General features: G+C 39.5%; 19 protein-coding genes. 5 read left to right on the forward strand and 14 right to left on the reverse strand.

The window, feature by feature from the left end; genetic code table 11:
* Nucleotides 1-140: 140 nt before the first annotated feature.
* The 3 genes from JOC76_RS18935 to JOC76_RS18945 form a co-directional block, all read right to left on the reverse strand.
* Nucleotides 141-1040 carry a carbohydrate ABC transporter permease gene (locus JOC76_RS18935; RefSeq protein WP_205180203.1) on the reverse strand — a complete coding sequence of 300 codons (900 nt, stop codon included), beginning with the start codon at nucleotides 1038-1040 and terminating at the stop codon, nucleotides 141-143.
* 12 nt (nucleotides 1041-1052) lie between these two features.
* Complete coding sequence (locus JOC76_RS18940) at nucleotides 1053-2024, reverse strand: ABC transporter permease (RefSeq protein WP_205180205.1); 972 nt, start codon at nucleotides 2022-2024, stop codon at nucleotides 1053-1055.
* Nucleotides 2025-2528: 504 nt separating this feature from the next.
* The gene (locus JOC76_RS18945; RefSeq protein WP_205180207.1) at nucleotides 2529-3497 is read right to left on the reverse strand and encodes a LacI family DNA-binding transcriptional regulator; all 969 of its coding nucleotides are present in this window, start codon (nucleotides 3495-3497) and stop codon (nucleotides 2529-2531) included.
* 323 nt (nucleotides 3498-3820) lie between these two features.
* Here JOC76_RS18945 and brnQ point away from each other — a divergent pair, with 323 nt between their 5' ends.
* Nucleotides 3821-5173, forward strand: coding sequence for a branched-chain amino acid transport system II carrier protein (brnQ, locus tag JOC76_RS18950; RefSeq protein WP_205180209.1), 1353 nt, complete (start codon nucleotides 3821-3823; stop codon nucleotides 5171-5173).
* Between the two features lie 206 nt (nucleotides 5174-5379).
* On the opposite strand, the gene JOC76_RS18955 is transcribed toward brnQ, so the two are convergent.
* The 4 genes from JOC76_RS18955 to JOC76_RS18970 all read right to left on the reverse strand — a co-directional run bounded on the left by JOC76_RS18955 (nucleotide 5380) and on the right by JOC76_RS18970 (nucleotide 8255).
* Nucleotides 5380-6216 carry a Cof-type HAD-IIB family hydrolase gene (locus JOC76_RS18955; protein ID WP_239557819.1) on the reverse strand — a complete coding sequence of 279 codons (837 nt, stop codon included), beginning with the start codon at nucleotides 6214-6216 and terminating at the stop codon, nucleotides 5380-5382.
* Between the two features lie 227 nt (nucleotides 6217-6443).
* Nucleotides 6444-7283, reverse strand: a complete 840-nt coding sequence (locus JOC76_RS18960) for a Cof-type HAD-IIB family hydrolase (protein WP_239557820.1) — start codon at nucleotides 7281-7283, stop codon at nucleotides 6444-6446.
* Between the two features lie 460 nt (nucleotides 7284-7743).
* Complete coding sequence (locus JOC76_RS18965) at nucleotides 7744-8052, reverse strand: spore coat protein (RefSeq protein ID WP_205180212.1); 309 nt, start codon at nucleotides 8050-8052, stop codon at nucleotides 7744-7746.
* Nucleotides 8049-8255: a hypothetical protein gene (locus JOC76_RS18970; protein WP_205180214.1), complete on the reverse strand. Its 207-nt coding sequence runs from the start codon at nucleotides 8253-8255 to the stop codon at nucleotides 8049-8051. The genes JOC76_RS18965 and JOC76_RS18970 overlap by 4 nt, the downstream gene beginning before the upstream one ends.
* 143 nt (nucleotides 8256-8398) lie before the next feature.
* Between JOC76_RS18970 and JOC76_RS18975 the strand changes: the two genes are divergently transcribed.
* Genes JOC76_RS18975 through JOC76_RS18985 form a run of 3 tightly spaced genes read left to right on the forward strand, consistent with a single transcriptional unit; the run spans nucleotide 8399 to nucleotide 10138 of the window.
* Nucleotides 8399-8608, forward strand: a complete 210-nt coding sequence (locus JOC76_RS18975; protein WP_205180216.1) for a spore coat protein — start codon at nucleotides 8399-8401, stop codon at nucleotides 8606-8608.
* Nucleotides 8609-8623: 15 nt separating this feature from the next.
* A complete protein-coding gene (locus JOC76_RS18980; RefSeq protein ID WP_205180218.1) occupies nucleotides 8624-8983 on the forward strand; it encodes a spore coat protein in 360 nt (119 codons plus the stop codon).
* A gap of 18 nt (nucleotides 8984-9001) precedes the next feature.
* On the forward strand, nucleotides 9002-10138 hold the full coding sequence (locus JOC76_RS18985; RefSeq protein WP_205180220.1) for a zinc-dependent alcohol dehydrogenase: 1137 nt from the start codon (nucleotides 9002-9004) through the stop codon (nucleotides 10136-10138).
* Between the two features lie 97 nt (nucleotides 10139-10235).
* On the opposite strand, the gene JOC76_RS18990 is transcribed toward JOC76_RS18985, so the two are convergent.
* From JOC76_RS18990 to JOC76_RS19000, 3 genes are all read right to left on the reverse strand, one after another.
* The gene (locus tag JOC76_RS18990) at nucleotides 10236-11528 is read right to left on the reverse strand and encodes a hemolysin family protein (protein WP_205180221.1); all 1293 of its coding nucleotides are present in this window, start codon (nucleotides 11526-11528) and stop codon (nucleotides 10236-10238) included.
* 65 nt (nucleotides 11529-11593) lie between these two features.
* Entirely contained in the window at nucleotides 11594-12007 is a 414-nt protein-coding gene (locus tag JOC76_RS18995) for a MerR family transcriptional regulator (protein WP_205180222.1), read from the reverse strand.
* Between the two features lie 364 nt (nucleotides 12008-12371).
* Nucleotides 12372-13313 carry a DMT family transporter gene (locus JOC76_RS19000; RefSeq protein ID WP_205180223.1) on the reverse strand — a complete coding sequence of 314 codons (942 nt, stop codon included), beginning with the start codon at nucleotides 13311-13313 and terminating at the stop codon, nucleotides 12372-12374.
* Nucleotides 13314-13394: 81 nt separating this feature from the next.
* Between JOC76_RS19000 and JOC76_RS19005 the strand changes: the two genes are divergently transcribed.
* Nucleotides 13395-14819: an aminotransferase-like domain-containing protein gene (locus JOC76_RS19005; RefSeq protein ID WP_205180224.1), complete on the forward strand. Its 1425-nt coding sequence runs from the start codon at nucleotides 13395-13397 to the stop codon at nucleotides 14817-14819.
* Nucleotides 14820-15246: 427 nt separating this feature from the next.
* On the opposite strand, the gene JOC76_RS19010 is transcribed toward JOC76_RS19005, so the two are convergent.
* From JOC76_RS19010 to JOC76_RS19025, 4 genes are all read right to left on the reverse strand, one after another.
* Nucleotides 15247-15720 (reverse strand): hypothetical protein, encoded by a 474-nt coding sequence (locus JOC76_RS19010; protein WP_307784742.1) that lies wholly within the window; start codon nucleotides 15718-15720, stop codon nucleotides 15247-15249.
* 172 nt (nucleotides 15721-15892) lie between these two features.
* Nucleotides 15893-16075, reverse strand: a complete 183-nt coding sequence (locus tag JOC76_RS19015; RefSeq protein WP_205180225.1) for a hypothetical protein — start codon at nucleotides 16073-16075, stop codon at nucleotides 15893-15895.
* 220 nt (nucleotides 16076-16295) lie between these two features.
* Entirely contained in the window at nucleotides 16296-16796 is a 501-nt protein-coding gene (locus JOC76_RS19020; protein ID WP_205180418.1) for a M50 family metallopeptidase, read from the reverse strand.
* Nucleotides 16797-17265: 469 nt separating this feature from the next.
* Nucleotides 17266-18690: a transposase gene (locus JOC76_RS19025; RefSeq protein WP_205180226.1), complete on the reverse strand. Its 1425-nt coding sequence runs from the start codon at nucleotides 18688-18690 to the stop codon at nucleotides 17266-17268.
* Between the last annotated feature and the right edge of the window lie 149 nt (nucleotides 18691-18839).

The following is an 18839-nucleotide window of genomic DNA, read 5'->3' on the forward strand; positions in this document are numbered from 1 at the left end:
CCCTTTATGATTATTTTTTTATAGGCTGTGTTAAAGGTAATGTTGATTTTTGGAACGATGTCGATTGGAGCAGAAATCAACATCCATGTTTAACACAGCATTTTTATCTAATGGCGAAATGGTTTTAAGAGTCTAAAAGATCATCCTTTTACTCCGCCAATTAAAACACCTTTTACAAAATGCCTTTGAACAAATGGATAAACAATTAACAAAGGCAGGGCTCCTACAATAATAATTCCGTATTTAATAATCTCTCCCACTTGCTGCTGCGCGGCAAGATTGTCAAGGTCACTCAGCATTTTGACGCTTAGCTGATTTTGAGTCAGGATATTTCGCAATATCAATTGCAGTGGATAAAGACTCTCATCGTTTAAGTAAATAAGGGCGTCAAAGTACGAGTTCCATTGTCCAACAGCGTAAAACAAAACCATTACAGCAATAATTGGTTTGGATAGTGGCAGCACCACTTTTAAGAAAAACTTGGTGTTAGAGCATCCATCAATCTTTCCTGCTTCAAGAAGTTCATTTGGAATATTTTCTTCAAAGAAGCTCCTCGCTACAATCAAATTCCAAACAGCGACGGCTTTAGGAAGAATCATGGCCCATATCGTATTAAGCATGCCTAAATCTTTGACCACTAAATAAGTTGGAATGAGTCCCCCATTAAAGAACATGGTAAAAAGAATGACCATCATAAAAAAACTTTTTCCATAAAAATCCTTGCGTGAGAGCGCATAAGCTGCCATCAGGGTTAGTGAAACCTGTACGACGGTTCCTACAACGGTATAGATGACCGTGTTTTTATACCCAAGCCAAATTTTCGGGTCACTAAAGATTCGTTTGTAACCTTCAAAAGTGATTTCCTTCGGGAACAACCAAACTTCCCCGTTATAAACCATATTCGGATTGCTGATTGAAGCAATAATGACGAAATATAAAGGATACAATACCGCCAAGCAAATCAATGTTAAAAAGACGGTATTAACGACATCAAATATTTTATCTTCTTTCGATTTGATGTTTTTCGCTGTTTGTGCCATTTTGGTTCCTCCTCACCATAACCCTGAGCCAGAGAGTTTTTTAGCTGTTTTGTTAACAATAAAGAGCAAGATCAAGTTAATTACGCTGTTAAATAATCCCACAGCAGCTCCAAAACTGTACTCAGCCTGCTGCAATCCGACTTTATAGACGTAAGTTGGAATAATTTCCGCAGCCGGTTGGTTGAGAGGCGTCTGCATAAGGTAAGCCTTTTCAAATCCAATATTCATTAAATTCCCAACGGACAAGATTAGTAGAATAATAGCTGTTGGCATGATGGCCGGTATATCAACATGTAGAATTCGCTGCCATTTATTTGCGCCATCCATTGTTGCCGCTTCATGAATTTCCGGGCTGACCCCTGCTAGTGCTGCAAGATAGACGATACAGGCCCAGCCTGTTTCCTGCCAAACGCCTGAACCGATATAAAGTGGCTTAAACCAACTCGGTTCTGACATAAACATAATGGCCTTTCCTCCGAAAAGTGTCACCACGCTATTAATAAGTCCTTTGTCTGAAAAGAAGACAAACATCATTCCTGCCAGAACCACGATGGAAATAAAATGCGGAGCGTAAATGACGGTTTGTACAAATCGCTTATACTTTTCATGAATCATCTGGTTTAACAAGAGAGCAATAATAATGGGCATCGGAAATCCGATAATCAATTGAAAAATACTTAATCCTAGTGAGTTCTTGATTAAATCCCAAAACTGATACGAGTGAAAGAATCGTTCGAAATTTTCAAATCCTACCCATGGGCTTCCTAAAATTCCTAGTGACGGGGTGAAATCTTTAAAGGCGATTAGAACTCCGTACATAGGTACATATTGAAAGACAATAAAGTAGATGATGGCAGGTAATAAAAAGAGATAAAGCTCATAGTTTTCAACGATCCTTTTGATCCTGCTTTTCCTGTTTACATTCTCCTTTGGAATGGCCGATGCTTTTAAAGAATTAGTGGAAGCTTTTAAGGTTAATTTCATAATATCTCCCTCAACTTTTTTAAAAATGGTTCTGTTAAATTTGATTGTTGATTTCCGCTCCAGGCGCTCAGCAAACCCGCGGGCGTGCCGGGAAGCCTCCTCGGCGCTGAAGCGGCTGTGGGGCTCCCCTGCCCCGTACTCCCGCAGGACATTGAAATTCTTCCTCGAATCCGCCCACGCACGAAGAAAATGCGATAGCATTTTCGAGGAGTCGAGCGCCTTCCGCTCCAATCAACAGGAGTATAAAAACCAACAATATCCTATAACAGAGCCTTAAAAATAAATACAACTCGTTCGAGCAGGCTATGTACAATCAGCACGAATAGCATAGAAATGTACTCAATTCTAGTCGTTGAAACGTTTCCAAATATAAGAAAAAAATATATCCTTCTATTTAATAGGCATTGGGGATTCGTTCAATCTCTTCTGCTCAAAATAATTTTGTATTTTATGAATCCCCAGAAATCCTGTTGAAACGTTTCCAAAGATAACTAAAAAAAGAAGTTAGGTTGTTTCCCCTTTTCGATAGTGAACGGGAATTCGATAAATATCTTTCTCTAACTCCTTACCCTCAATTTTACTTAATAAGAGGTTGACAGACATTCTTGCCATTTCTTCAACCGGCTGCCTAATGGTGGAAAGGAGTGGATGAAACAAATCATTGTCTTGTATGCCATCATAGCCAATGACTTTGACGTCTTTAGGAACGGTTAAACCTTTTTCTTTTGCTTTTTTAATGTACTTAGCAGCAAGTATATCTGTATTAGCAAATATCCCATCTACGTCGCCATGCTGTTGAAAGAAACGTTCAAAAAAATCATCATCGTTGTAAAGATCGTCTCTTTCTTCATATGAAACATATTCAATACCATGAAGTTTTACCTCGTCTTCAAATCCATTTTTCCTCAGAAGGACTTCACTGTAAGCAGAACTAGTGATTCCAAGGTATGCGGCTTTTTTTACTCCGGTCTTTATAAGTTCCCTTGCAGCCATTCTTCCTCCTTCATAGTTGTCCGAGGTCACACATGTAATTTCGTTTCCAATATGGCGGTCTATGCTTATAAATGGAATGTCGGTATTCACATTTTCCTCGATGTCATTGTAAGTAAGCCCGATGATCCCTGCCACTTTGTTTTGATAGAACATGTCAAGATAATAGACTTCCTTATCAGGCCTGCCGCCGCTATTGCAAAGCATGAGTTTATAACCTTGCTGGTCAAGTTGATCCTCGATGTAAAAAGCCATTTCTGAGAAGAACGGATGCCATATACTAGGGAGCAAAAGGGCAACCATTTTCGATTTTTGCATTTTAAAATTTCTTGCCACTTCGTTTGGTATATAGTTTAGTTGTTTGATTGCATCATTCACTTTCTTGATGCTCTCGGGTGTAACGTTTGCATGATTGTTTATGACTCTTGAAACAGTGCCAACTCCAACCCCAGCTAAACTTGCAACATCTTTAATGCTTGGCACTACAACTACCTCCGTTTTTTGGCAATTTCAACGTCCTTCTTCCTCCGTGGAAACGTTTCAATTGATTTATGAATTTATCTTATCATTCATTTGGAAACGTTTCAATATATTTTTAAAAAAATTTGCAAGGGGACGGTTCTCGTGCTTTGGAAGCATAAGAACCGTCCCCTTGCTTCCAGTCATAAACGTTTCGGTGGTGCTAACCATTCTTATTATTAGAAAAATTTATAATATTATTATTTCAATAATATTATGATATATTATTTAAATAAAATTTAATATCTGTTAAAATGAATCAAATTCTTCAAGAAGGAGCACATGTAATGCAACAAAAAATACCATTTTCAACCTACGCCGTCATTGGTACGATGCTATTCGGCATGTTCTTTGGCGCAGGTAACTTAATCTTCCCGATCCAGATGGGACAGCTTGCTGGAACACACTTTTGGCCCGCGTTAATTGGCTTTTTAGTAACAGCGATAGGTCTTCCCTTTCTAGGGATATTAGCATTCGGTCTATCCGGCAGTAATGGACTGCGCGATTTAGCCAGCCGCGTCCACCCGCTATTTGGAGTCGTCTTCTCCATGGCACTTTACTTAACGATTGGCCCGTTCTTCGCGATTCCGCGTACAGCAACCGTACCATTTGTTGTGGGTTTTGAGCCCTATATGAATCCAGCACACGCAAGTCTTTATCTCGCTATTTTCAGCTTCCTATTTTTCGCGATTGTCTACTATTTCTCATTAAATCCAGCGAAAATTATCGATTATATCGGCAAGTATTTAACTCCTGCTTTTCTAGTATTTCTATTTATTTTAATCGTGACTGCCATTGTTAAGCCGATGGGACACTTCAGTAAGCCGACAGGTGATTATACTGGATTAGCCTTTATCACAGGGTTTAAAGAGGGATATAACACCATGGATGCCCTTGCGTCACTTGCCTTTGGGATTGTCGTCATCAACGCGATTAAGGGAAGAGGAATTACCAGCACAAAAGAGATTGCCAAAGCTACATGGAAATCTGGCATTTTTGCGATGGCGCTGATGATGCTGATTTACGGTCTCATCACCTATATGGGGGCGTCAAGCGTATCCGCGATTGGGACATTCGATAATGGCGGCTTGATCTTCGCGAAGGTCGCACAGCATTATTTCGGACAATTTGGTGTCATATTGCTCGCGATTATTATTGTACTAGCATGTTTAAAAACAAGCATCGGACTGATTACCTCTTGTAGTGAATTTTTCAATAGTATTTTTCCAAAAGTAAGTTACAAAATGTTTGTCTTAATCCTATGTCTATTATCTTTTATCATTGCTAACTTCGGTTTAACCAATATTATTCAATACGCCGTACCGGTCTTAATGTTACTGTACCCATTAGCGATTGTTCTCATATTATTGGCGCTATCTTCGTCATTGTTTAAACATAAACAAAGTGTGTATGCAACGTCTATGTTTCTGACCTTTTGTGTTAGTTTCTTCGATGGATACAGTACCCTAGCAGCAAGCTTGCCAGGGGTAACGAATTCTTTGTTTGAATCCATCAAAGCTGCTTATATTGAGTATTTACCACTCTACGATATTGGGCTTGGCTGGATTTTACCAGCAGTAGTGGGAGTGATTATTGGCTATTTTTGGCCGACGAGCGCTAAAAAAGTCGCTATGAATTAAGAAAAGCGAAAGGCGCTTAGCTTTCGGCGACAAGCACAAGACGAGCCGGCCGAAAGGTTGTTCTTTAACCTTTTGGATGGATTGGCTTGTGACCTCGAGCCGATGGCGCCTGAAGCTGGACAATTCTCGAAGTTAAAATTTATAAATTCTTATCTTAAAAAAAGAACCCTCCTTTACATTTGGTGAAGGAGGGTTCTTTGCTTTGCTTATATCAGACCATATTTTTTAAAACTATTATAGATTCCATGCTCATCATGGGTATCCGTAATATCATTGGCCGCCTTCTTAACGGCTTCCTTGGCATTTCCCATCGCAATACCATGTTGTACAAATTCAAGCATTTCAATATCGTTGTAGCCATCACCGTACCCAAAGGTATGTTCCTTTTTTATATTTAAATGGGATAGCAAAAATTCGATACCTGTTGCTTTATTAACTCCCGGAATCGATAATTCTCCACTATTCGGTCCAAACATAGATACCGTGCTTGGAATGACAGTGAATTTTGAAGCAAGTTCTTTGCTAATCATCTCGATTGGTAAATCTGATCCTAAGAAAGAAATTTTATTAATATCCTCTCTAATCAAATCTTTTTCTTCAATTAGTACATCAATAAAGGGTTCGATCCCTTTTTTAATCGCAGCTTTTGCTTCAGCGTTTTCCATTATTAAATGGTTGATAATAGTCCGTAACCGAGTTTTACAGTTTCTGCTTGCAATATTGCCGCCATGGGTCTCCAAAAAAAAGTCAATCTTGTGTTTGTTAAAAAACTCGACAAGATGTTGGATGTCCTCTTTTTTCACCCGTTCATGTAATATGATCTCTTCGTCTACCTCAATGTAACCTCCAGCTGCACAAATACTCCCATCAAAGCCAACCTCTACGATATGAGAAAATAGTTCGGCTTTTGATCGCCCTGTACATAGATAAACAAGGTGTCCATTTTCCCTGGCCTTTTGCACGGCAAGTTTAGCTGACTCTGGAATCACACCATGATCATTAACGAGCGTTCCATCGACATCCATGAAAATAATCTTCTGCATAATCACACCTACTTATCTATTGATGATCGGACATTTTTAAAAAAATCAAAACCCTATATAGATAGTTTAATTGTATTTATCTAGATAGTAAATAAATGGATGGTTACTGCAATCAAAAAAATGATGAATGAAAAACAAAAAGAATCCCTTTCACTCCTTTTCTTTCAGGTACGAAAAAGGAGTCATTCTTAACCTCTATAAAAAGGAAGAACAACTCCTAAACCCATTTAAATCAAACCATATTTTTTAAAACTATTATAGATACCGTCCTCTTCAACTGTATCTGTAATATCATCTGCCGCCTTCTTAACGGCTTCTTTGGCATTTCCCATCGCAATACCCTGACGAACAAATCCAAGCATTTCGATATCGTTTAGTCCATCTCCATAGGCAAAAGTATCTTCTTTCCTAATGTTTAAATGATTAATCACTCTTTCAATTGCTGTCGCCTTGTGGATACCAAGGATCGATAATTCACCACTATTCTGTCCAAACATAGGCACCGTGCTAGGAATGATCGTAAACCTTGAGGCAAATTCTTGACTAATCGTCTCGATGGATAAATGGGATCCTAAGAAAGAAACTTTATTAATATCTTCCCTACTAAGCAAATCTTCTCCCTCAATGAGACAATCATGAAAATGCTGGATCCCTTTTTCAATGGCTGCTTTAGCTTCAGGATTTTCGGATAGTATTTTTTCAATAATAGACCTGAAGTGTTTTTTACAGTTTTGACTGGCATATATACCGCTATTTGCCTCTAAGAAGAAGTCAATTTCATTTCTGTTAAAATACTCTACAATCAGCTCGATATCCTCTTGTTTCATTCGTTCATGAAATAATACGTCTTCTCCTACCTCAATATATCCCCCGGCTGCACCGATGATCCCGTCAAATCCAACTTCTAAGACATGAGAGAATAGTTCTGATTTGGAACGTCCTGTAGATAGATAAACAAGATGTCCATTTTCCCTAGCCTTTCTTACGGCAAGTTTCGCTGACTCTGGAATTTCACCATGATCATTAACAAGCGTTCCATCTACATCCATGAAAATAATTTTCTGCATCATCACACCTACTAAAATAAATATCTATTAATTTTAAAAAAGCAAAACACTATATAGATAGTTTAATTCTATTTAGGTAGCCAGTAAATAAATGGATGGTTTCTAGTTTTTAATTCCGCGGGATGGAATATGTTACATGAATGGAACAGGGTGTAACTTTCGATTGTGATAAAACGCATAAAACGGTTTATTCTTGCATGAAATCATAAAAAGAACGAGCTCGAGCTCTACGAGGGTCTTTATATCCACCCTTTGCTTGATGACCTAAAGAACTAAAGATGACGAGGGATGCAAATATGAGTAATAATTTTTTCATTTTAAATAAACTCTTTCTATTTAATATATAGTTTAAAAGTTTACCTAAAAACTAGTTACGATTCAATACAAAAATTTTATTTTTCTTAATAATATAAAAACTCCCCGTTTTTGGAAGGGAGTTTCTGTAAGATGAAGCCTATGATTAGCTAGTTGATTTTTCAGCAAGGTTGGTCGCTGTGTTGGCTGCCGTTACGTCCACTTGCAGCTGCTCGCTTAATTCATGTGGATGGTAAAAGCCCTTTGCAATCATGTAGTTAGTAATATTTTCATGTGTTTGAATGGCATGTCGCAATTGTTCTCGTAATGCTTCTCGTAATTCGGGAGTAGCCGCTTCTGTAATCGCAACCGTATAGTTTCTAACCCCGGCCTTGGCGGCGATTAAAAAGTCGGTGGCAATCACCTGATCGGTCATTCCCCCCATCCCCATCATATTTTGAATGAATTGGTTCATGCTTGCGCCTCCCGATTCGTTAAAAATTGCTGTAATTGTTGAAGATGCTGCTGTCCAACCGTGACGTCATTTTCCAGTATCGTTTTCAATTCTTCATCCTGCACGAACGCACCCATTGTTGCTGCTTTCGTCAAGCAGAGACTTTTAAAGGTAATTAATTCATGAAGATCAAGAGTCTCATGTAATCCTAAATATTGTACCATGGTGTCCACTCCATCGATTCAATTTTTCTGCCATCTTATTTTTTCAATAGATGTGGTTCAATATTCAATTTTCTAAGCGAAAAAGCACATTTAAAAATTATTTGTTGGGGAAAATACTTTTGTCACGAAATGGAGGGTTTTAAATGGATCAGGAAAAATTAGCTCTACATGAAACCTTAGAAACACATGAAATTATCAATTTTAAGACCGTTTGTTTGCTCAGGTCCAAATTAATGCAGGGAATTTGCTTCAATAATGAATTAAAACAGCTCATGGAAAAAGATGTGAAGCAATCGATTCAGGATATCAACGAACTACTCCCATTTTATAAACAAAGCCAAATACTTCATTAAGCCGGAGGTGAAAAAATGCAAGATTATCTTGACCCAAGAAATGCTGAAGGCATGCCAAATTTAGCCGATTCTACTTTTGCCATGGATTTTTTACTTTCAGTTAAAACCGGAATTCGGAATTATGGCTTTGCCATTACCGAAACGACCAACCCTGAATTAAGACGGGTATTAGCTAAACAATTGGAAGCAGCGATTGATTTACATGGTGAGCTTTCCGAACTAATGATGAAGAATAAATGGCTTCATCCTTATAATTTTAAAGACCAGTTCCCAATTGATTTAAAAGGGGCTGAGACAGCTGTCCAGATTGCACAAATGACGCTGTTCCCTAATGATACAGACAGAGGCGGCATGTTTGCCACACCAAATCAATAAAAGGAGGGATAAACCTAGATGAAAGCTGTAACCTACCAAGGGATTAAAAATGTTGAAGTGAGAGAAGTGAAAGATCCGACGATTAAAAACTCGGATGATATTATTATTAAGGTTACTTCATCTGCCATCTGTGGGTCTGACTTGCATTTAATTCATGGCATGATTCCCAGTACGCCTACAGACTTTGTTATTGGTCACGAACCAATGGGGATTGTCGAGGAAGTTGGACCGGGTGTTAGAGACTTGAAAAAAGGCGATCGTGTCATTATCCCTTTTAATGTCAGCTGCGGCTCTTGCTGGTATTGTCAGCATGACTTGACCAGCCAATGTGATAATTCCAATCCTCATGGTGACATGGGCGGATTTTTTGGCTATTCCGAGCTTACCGGCGGTTATGCTGGCGGGCAAGCGGAATATATGAGGGTTCCTTACGGGAACTTCACTCCTTTTAAAATCCCTGAGAATTGTGAAGTGGAAGATGAGAAGCTGGTATTGCTGGCGGATGCGGCCTCAACAGCCTATTGGTCTGTGGACCATGCGGGTGTAAAGGATGGAGATACGGTTGTTATTTTAGGCTGTGGTCCAGTTGGCTTGCTCGCTCAAAAATTTGCTTGGTATAGAGGGGCCAAGCGGGTTATTGCCGTTGACTATATTGACTACCGTTTGCAGCATGCCAAACGTACGAATAACGTCGAGATCGTCAATTTTGAACAGCATGAAAACACGGGGGAATACCTAAAAGAAATCACAAAAGGCGGAGCGGATATCGTCATTGATGCCGTCGGTATGGATGGCAAGTGGACACCGATGGAGTTTCTTGCAAGTGGGCTTAAACTTCATGGCGGCGCAATGGGTGCGTTGGTCATTGCCAGTCAAGCCGTCCGAAAAGGCGGGACCATTCAAGTAACAGGCGTATACGGCGGACGCTATAACGCTTTCCCTCTCGGTGATTTATTCCAACGAAATATCGACCTCAAAATGGGACAAGCACCTGTTATTCCATACATGCCATTTCTTTATGACCTATTCTCAACAGAAAAAATCGACCCAAGCGACATCGTCACCCACGTCCTCCCACTCGACCAAGCAAAACACGGGTATGAAGTATTCGACACTAGAACAGAAGACTGTATCAAGGTCATATTAAAACCATAATCATGGGGACGGTTCTCGTGATTCCAAAATTCACAGAAAAATCAAAGGGACGGTTCTCATGCTTCCGAAGCAGAGAACCGTCCCCGTGCATCCCTCTTTAGGAGGGATGAACAATTTCTAATGATTTGATATGGTAGCCATCGACTTCAAGCACTTTAAACTCATGGTTACCATGGTGAATTTTTTCACCTTCAGCTACATCCATATTTTGTGACAATACCCAGCCGCCGATCGTATCGATATCCGTATCATCCAAATTCAAACCAAATAGATCGTTTATTTCTTCGATCAGGACTTTTCCATCGACGATCGTTTTATTTTCACTAATCTGATTAATTTCAGGGACTTCATCCGCATCAAATTCATCGCGAATTTCCCCTACAATTTCCTCAAGAATATCCTCAACGGTTACTAATCCAGCCGTTCCGCCATACTCATCCATGAGAATCGCCATATGAACGCGGTCTTTCTGCATTCTAAGCAGCAAATCGTGGATGGCAATCGATTCAATCACCTGGATGACAGGGCGTACATAATTTTCAATTGGCGTTTCTAAATTTTTATGGATAATGTAATCCGTTAAAACTTCTTTCATATTCACCATACCTACGATATGATCTTTTTCACCATCAATAACGGGGTATCTTGTATAATTTTCATTTTTGAAGATTTCGAGGCATTCGGCTAACGTTTGGGATTTATCAAAAGCAATAATCTCCGTACGAGGCACCATAATTTCCTTTGCAATTCGCTCATCAAATTCAAAAATATTGTTTACATATTTAAACTCCGATTGATTGATCTCGCCACTCTTATAACTTTCATTAATAATTAATTGGAGTTCTTCTTCCGAATGCGCCGCCTCGTGTTCTGAAGCAGGTTTCAATCCAAATAGTCCTACAACTAATCGAGCAGAACCATTTAATCCTTTAATAAAAGGATACATCAATCTATAGAATACGATCATTGGGCGAGCGAACAGCAATGTGACATTCTCCGCTTTTTGGATCGCAAACGTTTTGGGGGCAAGTTCCCCCACTACAACGTGTATGAATGTAACAGATGCAAACGCAATAATTAAGGATGCGATACCTGAAACGGTCTCAGGTAAGTTTAAGCTAACAAATAATGGGTGAAGGATATGCTCTACCGTTGGTTCTCCCAACCATCCTAAACCTAACGCCGTAACTGTGATTCCTAGCTGACAGGCAGAAAGATACTCATCAAGGTTGGAAACAATTTTTTTGGCTGCAATGGCCTTTTTGTTCCCTTCCTCAACGAGCTGGTCAATACGGGAACTACGAATCTTAACAATAGCAAATTCATAAGCTACGAAAAATGCGGTAAGCCCAATAAGGATTGCTATTATTAACAAATTTATAATGGTCAATAGTCTCCTTACTCTATGGAAAAGTAAGGAATCCACCTCCTGGTTTTTTAGAAATAATTTAAGGTTTAGCCAAATAGTAATAACAAGGTTTGCGCCAACGTAACTCCCTGTAAGGAAAGTTTATTGACGAGCATTTCTTTTTCCTCTTTGTTTAATTCCCGAAGAATAGGCTCCATAAACTTTATTTCCTCTTTCAAATGTTCCATAAGAACCGCAATCTGATCACAATGCTGTTCTACTTTCTCTTTATCTATTATATTTTCAGAATGAAGCATTTTAATGTAAGATTTTATTTCCTCAAGCGGCATATTAAGAGTTTTATAATGTTCCACCAGCTCCAAAATCTTAACCGAATCTTCTCCATACATCCGATAATTAGATTCTGTTCTGGCCGGGGTCAGTAAGCCTATTTGGGTGTAATAATCAATCGTTCTCTTCGATACATTCATTAAACCGGCTATTTCACCAATCCGATACAACTTCCCAACTTACTCACCCCTTTCTAATTATATTAACCTTAACACGTCCAAACCGTACAGTCAACGTAACGGTTTGGAATCATGGGGACGGTTCTTTTGATTCGGAATCATGAGAACCGTCCCCATGATTCTATTTATAATGATTATAAAGAAGGATTGTTTTTTTACTAATAGCTGTTATTATTTATTTATCTTCCAAAAATGAAGGAGGTCTTGAAGTGATGACTGCAACTAAAACGGTGTGTCAAAAGTGTGGAGTTCAAATAAAAAATCTGAAGCATAGTACTAAATGTGGCTGTGGAGTAAAATTAAAGACGTTTAAATCCATAGTATAAATCCCCGGACAAAAGACCAGGGATTCATCTTACATAATTTTAGATTGTTTACTTCTTAAACTCTTCGCCAAACGGACGTTTGACCCAAGATTTGATCGCAAATTAGGCAGCGAAATGATGATTGTGCCAAGAATAATGATCAATGCCCCTACCCCTGACACCCAGGTAACCGTCTCATGATAAAAAACTGCCCCAAGCAGCATCGCGAGAATCGGCGATACAAACAGCCAGGTAGAAGGAAAAACAGGGTTTGTCTTTGAAACCAGCCAGTAATAGAGAGTGTGTCCGCCCATGGAACCAAACACAATCAAATAAACATACGATCCGACCGCGGCTGGACTCACTAATGCACCCCAATGAATAGACTCCGTACCAAGCGATAAAAGCATTAACAGGACCCCGCCATGCATCATTTGCACTGCATTCAAAGCAATCGGAGAAACCTTGCTAAATTGGTCCATCACCCGTTTCGAGTAAATCGTTCCTGATGCATAAAACACCTCACCCACAATAATCAACAGACAGCCCGCCAGCATAAAAGCATTCATATGAAAAGTAAAACTCGGCAAAATCAGAAGAAAAACCCCCATGATTCCGACAAGGCAGCCGATAAACGAGCTGGAATGAGCTTTAATTTTTAAAATAAATGTTTGAATCAGTAAAATCATCATCGGTCCAGTCGCCGACAGTACCGCAGCTGTTCCGGATGGAACAAATTGTTCTGCCCAATAAAGGGTCGCAAACGTACCGAACGTCAATCCAATCCCTGTCAAGAGCATCTCCTTCCGAAAAAACAAACCGACAGGAGTCTTTCTTTTTAAAACCATAACCGCAAATAGAATCAAACCAGCAATAAAAAAGCGAAGGCCCGCGGAGAAAAAAGGCGGTACACCCGCATCAATCCCAATTTTAATCGCAAGAAAAGTCGTACTAAAAATCAAACACATAAACAAGTAACCAAACAAAACCATTGTCTATTCCTCCTTTTCGCTCCATTATAGAGGAAGGCGAATAGAACAGATGAACAACCTTAGACCAGTTGACGCCAAAACATGCTAAAATCAAAGGGGATGGGAGGAAAGACCATGAATGGCGATTATTTGTTTAAACAAGTCTATGACTTTTGTCTACACCGCATCGAGCGGGGGGAATGGAAAAAAGATGAAAAGCTCCCGTCGATTCGAAATTTAGCTGTTGATATGAATGTTCATCGCTTAACCGTATTAAAGGCCTATCAGCTGCTGAAACAGGAAAATAAAATCTATGTCAAAGATAAATCCGGTTATTACGTGCAATCGGGTGAAAAGGTAAATCAGGATACCCCCATCGTCTCGGGCTATGTGCAGAAAAACCATCTATCAGAAATCCATCGAATACCGGCTGCCTATCAATTTTCCCAGGCATTAATTGATCCCAACCTTTTGCCAAACCGTTATATTTCAGATTATGTGAAGAAAGTTTTTGACCTCTATCCGAAAGTACTCTCTACCTATTCAACCGTTCAAGGTGACGAAGAGCTGCGTCAATCGCTTTCCCACTATTTTAACCGTCAGTATAAAATGGTGACCACTCCAGACGATCTTTTTATTACGACAGGTTCCCAACAGGCCATTCACCTGATTGCCCAGGCCTTTGTGAAAAAAAGAGATACGATTTTATTAGAGCGGCCCAGTTATAGTTCAGCGATTGATATCTTTCGAGCCATCGGGGCCAATATTATGACGGTCGACATCCATCCGGACGGATATGATTTAGAGCAGCTTGAAACGATCATGAAAAAACACAAACCACGATTGTTTTATCTGAATCCAACTTTTCATAATCCAACCGGCTACACGGTTCCCTCTTCCCAGCGGAAGCAGCTGGTCCAGTTAGCCGAGCAGTATCGCTGTCTTTTAATCGAAGATGACGCCTACAGCGACATCTATTTTGACAAGGAGCCGCCCCTGCCCATGTATACCTATGATACATCCGGCATGGTGATTTATATCAAAAGCTTTTGCAAATATATATCGCCGGGCTTAAGGATTGCTGTGATGATGAATGGACAGTCAGCTGTGAGGAAGTCGCTGTTTGCCGTAAAAGCGCTGGCGGATAATGGTTCGCCTCTTCTAAATCAAAAAATTTTTCTTCACTATTTTTCTTCCTCCAGGCTGCAGAAGCATGTGGAGAAATTGCGTATTGCTTTGCAAATACGTAAAGAGGTGATGGAGGAAGCGATGGCCGTCACTGATTGGCATTGGACCAGCCCGAATGGGGGACTAAATTTGTGGGTGCAGCTGCCAGGCGGGCTTTCAACAGAGGAGTTGTTAGCCACGAGCCTCGAGCACTCGATTTCTTTTGTTCCAGGGCAGATTTGTGATCCTTTACAGGAACCCTCTTCGTGGCTGCGATTAAGTTATTCGTTTGCGAATGAGGAACAGATTTCGAATGGGATGCGGAGGTTTATTGAGGTGGTTGGGTTAGGGGCCAATTAGTCTGAACCCTTGATGGATGACTGACTATCTCCTGTAGGACTAGCGGGCGGCGGTCTTCTGGTTTTTGAACCTTTATTATCGCCTGTACGTTCGCGGACGGTGCTTCTTCGGGGGTTTTGAGCCTCTCTTATCCCCCTTACGTTGGCAGCCGGCCTCCTTCGGGGGTTTTGAACCTTTCTTATCCCCCGTATGTTGGCGAACGGCGATCCTTCGGGGGTTTTGAACCTCTCTTATCCCCCGTACGTTGGCGGACGGTGCCTCTTCGGGGGTTTTGAACCAAAATGAATTCCTTTTTGTGACCATTTTTACTCTTTACTTTCGTCCATGGGCAAAATATGAAATTTTTTTGACCGCTGACGCCCATCCTCTCATCAACACGGACACAAAAATCCACACCGCTCCTAACAAAAACCATCCCACCACAGCTTTAATCAGCTTTACAACTAATCCATTTCCTATGTAATGGAAGTATAAACCTAAATACGACCACATACAAAGGAATCGAAATATAGAAACTCCAGCCATGAGGTTTCATATATCCGACACTCCGCATGCCCAATTCAACCAAGGTAGAAATCATCGTAAATAGGATCGCTAGCTTCCATTTATTTGTACGGGTTAAGTAATTTAAATAAATGACGGAAAAAGAGGATGGTATAAGACTGTAACTTAAAAACTCGCCTAATCCAGTGATCTTCGGATTCCCAAAATCCACTAAATCTAACATCTTACCTAAAACAGAATCAGAAATCCAAGCAATATATCCAACAATACCAAACGTAACATAAAATTCTCTCCAACCGATTCCTTTTTTAGGCATAAAAAGAGCATACAAAAGCAATACCAATGAGAGCAGAATTGGCAGCCAACTTCCTTGCGAATATAGATCTAAATTCTTCACGAACGAATTCAAAATGCTCACCTCTGCCTTATTATCTCCTAAGTCAAGGTAAATATTTCAAGGAATCATGGGGACGGCTCTCTTGATTCCACAAAATCAAAGGGACGGTTCTTATGCTTCCGAAGCAGAGAACCGTCCCCGTGTTTCTTACCGCAAATCCAATTACCATAACCTAAGACCACCAACTATTCAGTACTCGATAAAGGGCATGAATTAATATACCAATTCCAAAGGCGAGCAAAATAATATGACTGAGGCTGACTGTATGCTTCCGTTTATTTTGTAGAAAAAGTATGATCCATAGAATCGCTTGAATAATATAAAGCGAGCCCGTTATAAATGCATTTCCTGTCAAAAGCAGATCCCCTTTGGTGGCGTGGCATATATAGGAATATGCGCTCTCTAGAGTTACGTCCTGTTATGGTTCTTTTACCTGAGAGATTTATTCCTAGGATTTTATGTGTAAATAATATCTGAATATTCCATCAAATTCTAGTTAAATGTTAGGAAAGATAACATAGAATTTACTGCAAACAAAAAGTCCTTTCCCTAAGCGGAGGACTTTTTCAAAAAACCTAAAATGGAAAGCCTAAAAAATTCCGAACAAAGTAATACCCTACATAAAGAGTCTGGCCAAACAGGACCATTCCCAAAACAACCGCTGGAACAAACTTTGTTTGAACCAATGCCGCCTTTCTGCCTGGATTGCCTCTAGTCATTAATGATTGTCTGCACACCTGAATCGCCCCCACAATCGACTGAGAAAACAGAACCGAAGCTAGCAATATACTTAGATGAACGAGAACCATGTCAGTTCGAAAATAAACCGGCAAGGCTAGCAGAACAACAAGCGAAATCCCCCAAATCACCCCATAAGTGTTACGGATCCACAACACCAAGGCAAGCACACAAAGCCCTAAAAATAAATAAATAAATAAATAAATAGTTAAATGATAGTATCCTCGAGTGACTAAATAAAACAGCCCAATCGCGGCCAGAGATGCACCCGTATAGCCGGCATACGAGATGAGCGCTTTTTTAAACGATGATGTCAGATTTACTGTTGCCGCCCAGATCCATCGCTATACAGAAGGATTTTATTTTTCCTAGCACCCTCTAAGCTAAGACTAATCACAAGATGGACCAAGTTGTGGACGTGCGCTAAATAGACTCTCACAACGGGAACCCTGCTGCCCAGAAACGCTGCTACCAACTGAACCCTCACCCCATTGAAATAGGGTGGTTCTAAAAAATTAGACCTTCTTTAAATGAAGAATGCATGTACTTTTCCCTTTCCTTACTAAACAAGAAGATGGTTCTTGTCGTTCAGACTCATGAGTTTTCCATGCAACATTCGCGAACGAACAGCTCTTCCACGCAAAAGAATTACAGTCTTAGACATGGCGGAAACCAGACGATTTCCAGTCGCCGTTTAGTATTCACATCCGGCTTTAACCTGCCAAACAAGAATTACCTAAAACTCACGTCGTAGAGTTCCTGTTCTTCCGTAGGATTCAACACGGCAAAGGTTTGTATGATACAATATTAAAACCCGATACTTGATATAAACTTTTTATTTAATGACCGAAGAGTCTCTTCGGTTTTTTTATAGTTTTCAAAAAACGAAAAATAATCGGTTAAACACTTCTCTCGGTTTACTTTATTTTTCATATTATTTACGTTTTTAATTAACCAGGCAGAATAACAATCTCGCTGTATTTTTGTCCCGTCTGGGAGGACATGAAATCGTTGAGATAACTTCTTCTTTTGGTAATCATCTAAGACATGGCAATATTGACTAGCTTTTACCGTCCAGGTATTGATATATTCAATCTCCTTTCCTTGATAAGATAGTTTTGTATGAACGATTCTTAAAAACATACTCGGAGCTTTATATCCAATCCTCTTACCGAAATTCGTTTTCTGAAGTCCCTTGTAATTCATCTTTTCGCAAAATACCTTGTTACCCATCTTAAGGATCGTATTAGCTAGTTTATTGTGCATGATTTTCCGAACAGCGGCGATCTTACGGCAGATTTCTTTTAGGTTAATAAATAGTTTCCAATAACGCTTGGAACGCAACCATTTATCTCTGTTTCCTTTTTTTATAGTCCCGTTTTCATGGTACTTATTTGGATTGGTCGCTCTTCTGGACCTATCCATTTTTCTCAGAATAAGTCGTTTTTCTTTCTCCAACATATCTAAACTTTCACAAAACTCCTCAATTATCACTTCTTTATTAGAGACAGCAGCTACGGTTGAGATGCCAATATCTATACCGACTTCGCCATCAAAAGGTTCTTGCTTTTGTGGAGGGATACCTTTTAGAATTAATTGCAAATAATATTTGGTTTTTCCTTTAATCGTCTTACGAACTAAACGGCAATAGGCAATTTCGTCGTGTAATGCCTTTTGGATGTATGTATCCTTCAATGGGATATGCACATTCATTTTTAAACCATTCCAATGCAAAATTCCGTTTTCGTAAGTTAATCCCGCCCTATTATTCTTTCCTTCAACCGAATCGAATTTTCCATATTTTTTAAAATGAACCTTTTTACCTTTATTGAAAAGATAGTCAGAAATAGATTTCCAAACTTGAAGGGCAATTTTCTGTACGACATGAGAATCTAAATGAACCTTTTGTTTATGTTTTGGATTCTTTGGCTTCTTTTGTTTAAAATGTTTGCCCATTTCTTTGACAATTCGTTCAGCCCCTTTTTGAGAAACATCAAATTTATCTCTGATTTTCCTAAGTGCAGATGACCGTTCTTCGGATTTTTCTTCCCTCATCCAAAATTGATACTCCTCATCGCCTCTCATATGAGAAATATTCTCCAGCATTTTCCCCTTGCAAGCATTGTAGATATGCCGTGCAATTTCAAATCTTGTTTCTAATATATGTAGTTGAAATGTTTCTATAGGCAAATCGAGTTCCACTATATAACATAATTTTTTCTCCTTTGTCATTTCGCCGCCACCACCGAACTAATGTTCTATATAATTAATTATATGGATAATTATAGAAAATATCAATTATTAAGATTCAAGAAGGATACAAAAAACAGGCATTCATCACCTCATTAAAATAAGGTGATGAATGCCTGTTGAAATCGTAA

Origin of the sequence: Neobacillus cucumis, from assembly GCF_016908975.1 — a bacterium.
In the GTDB taxonomy this organism is placed as follows: domain Bacteria; phylum Bacillota; class Bacilli; order Bacillales; family Cytobacillaceae; genus Neobacillus; species Neobacillus cucumis.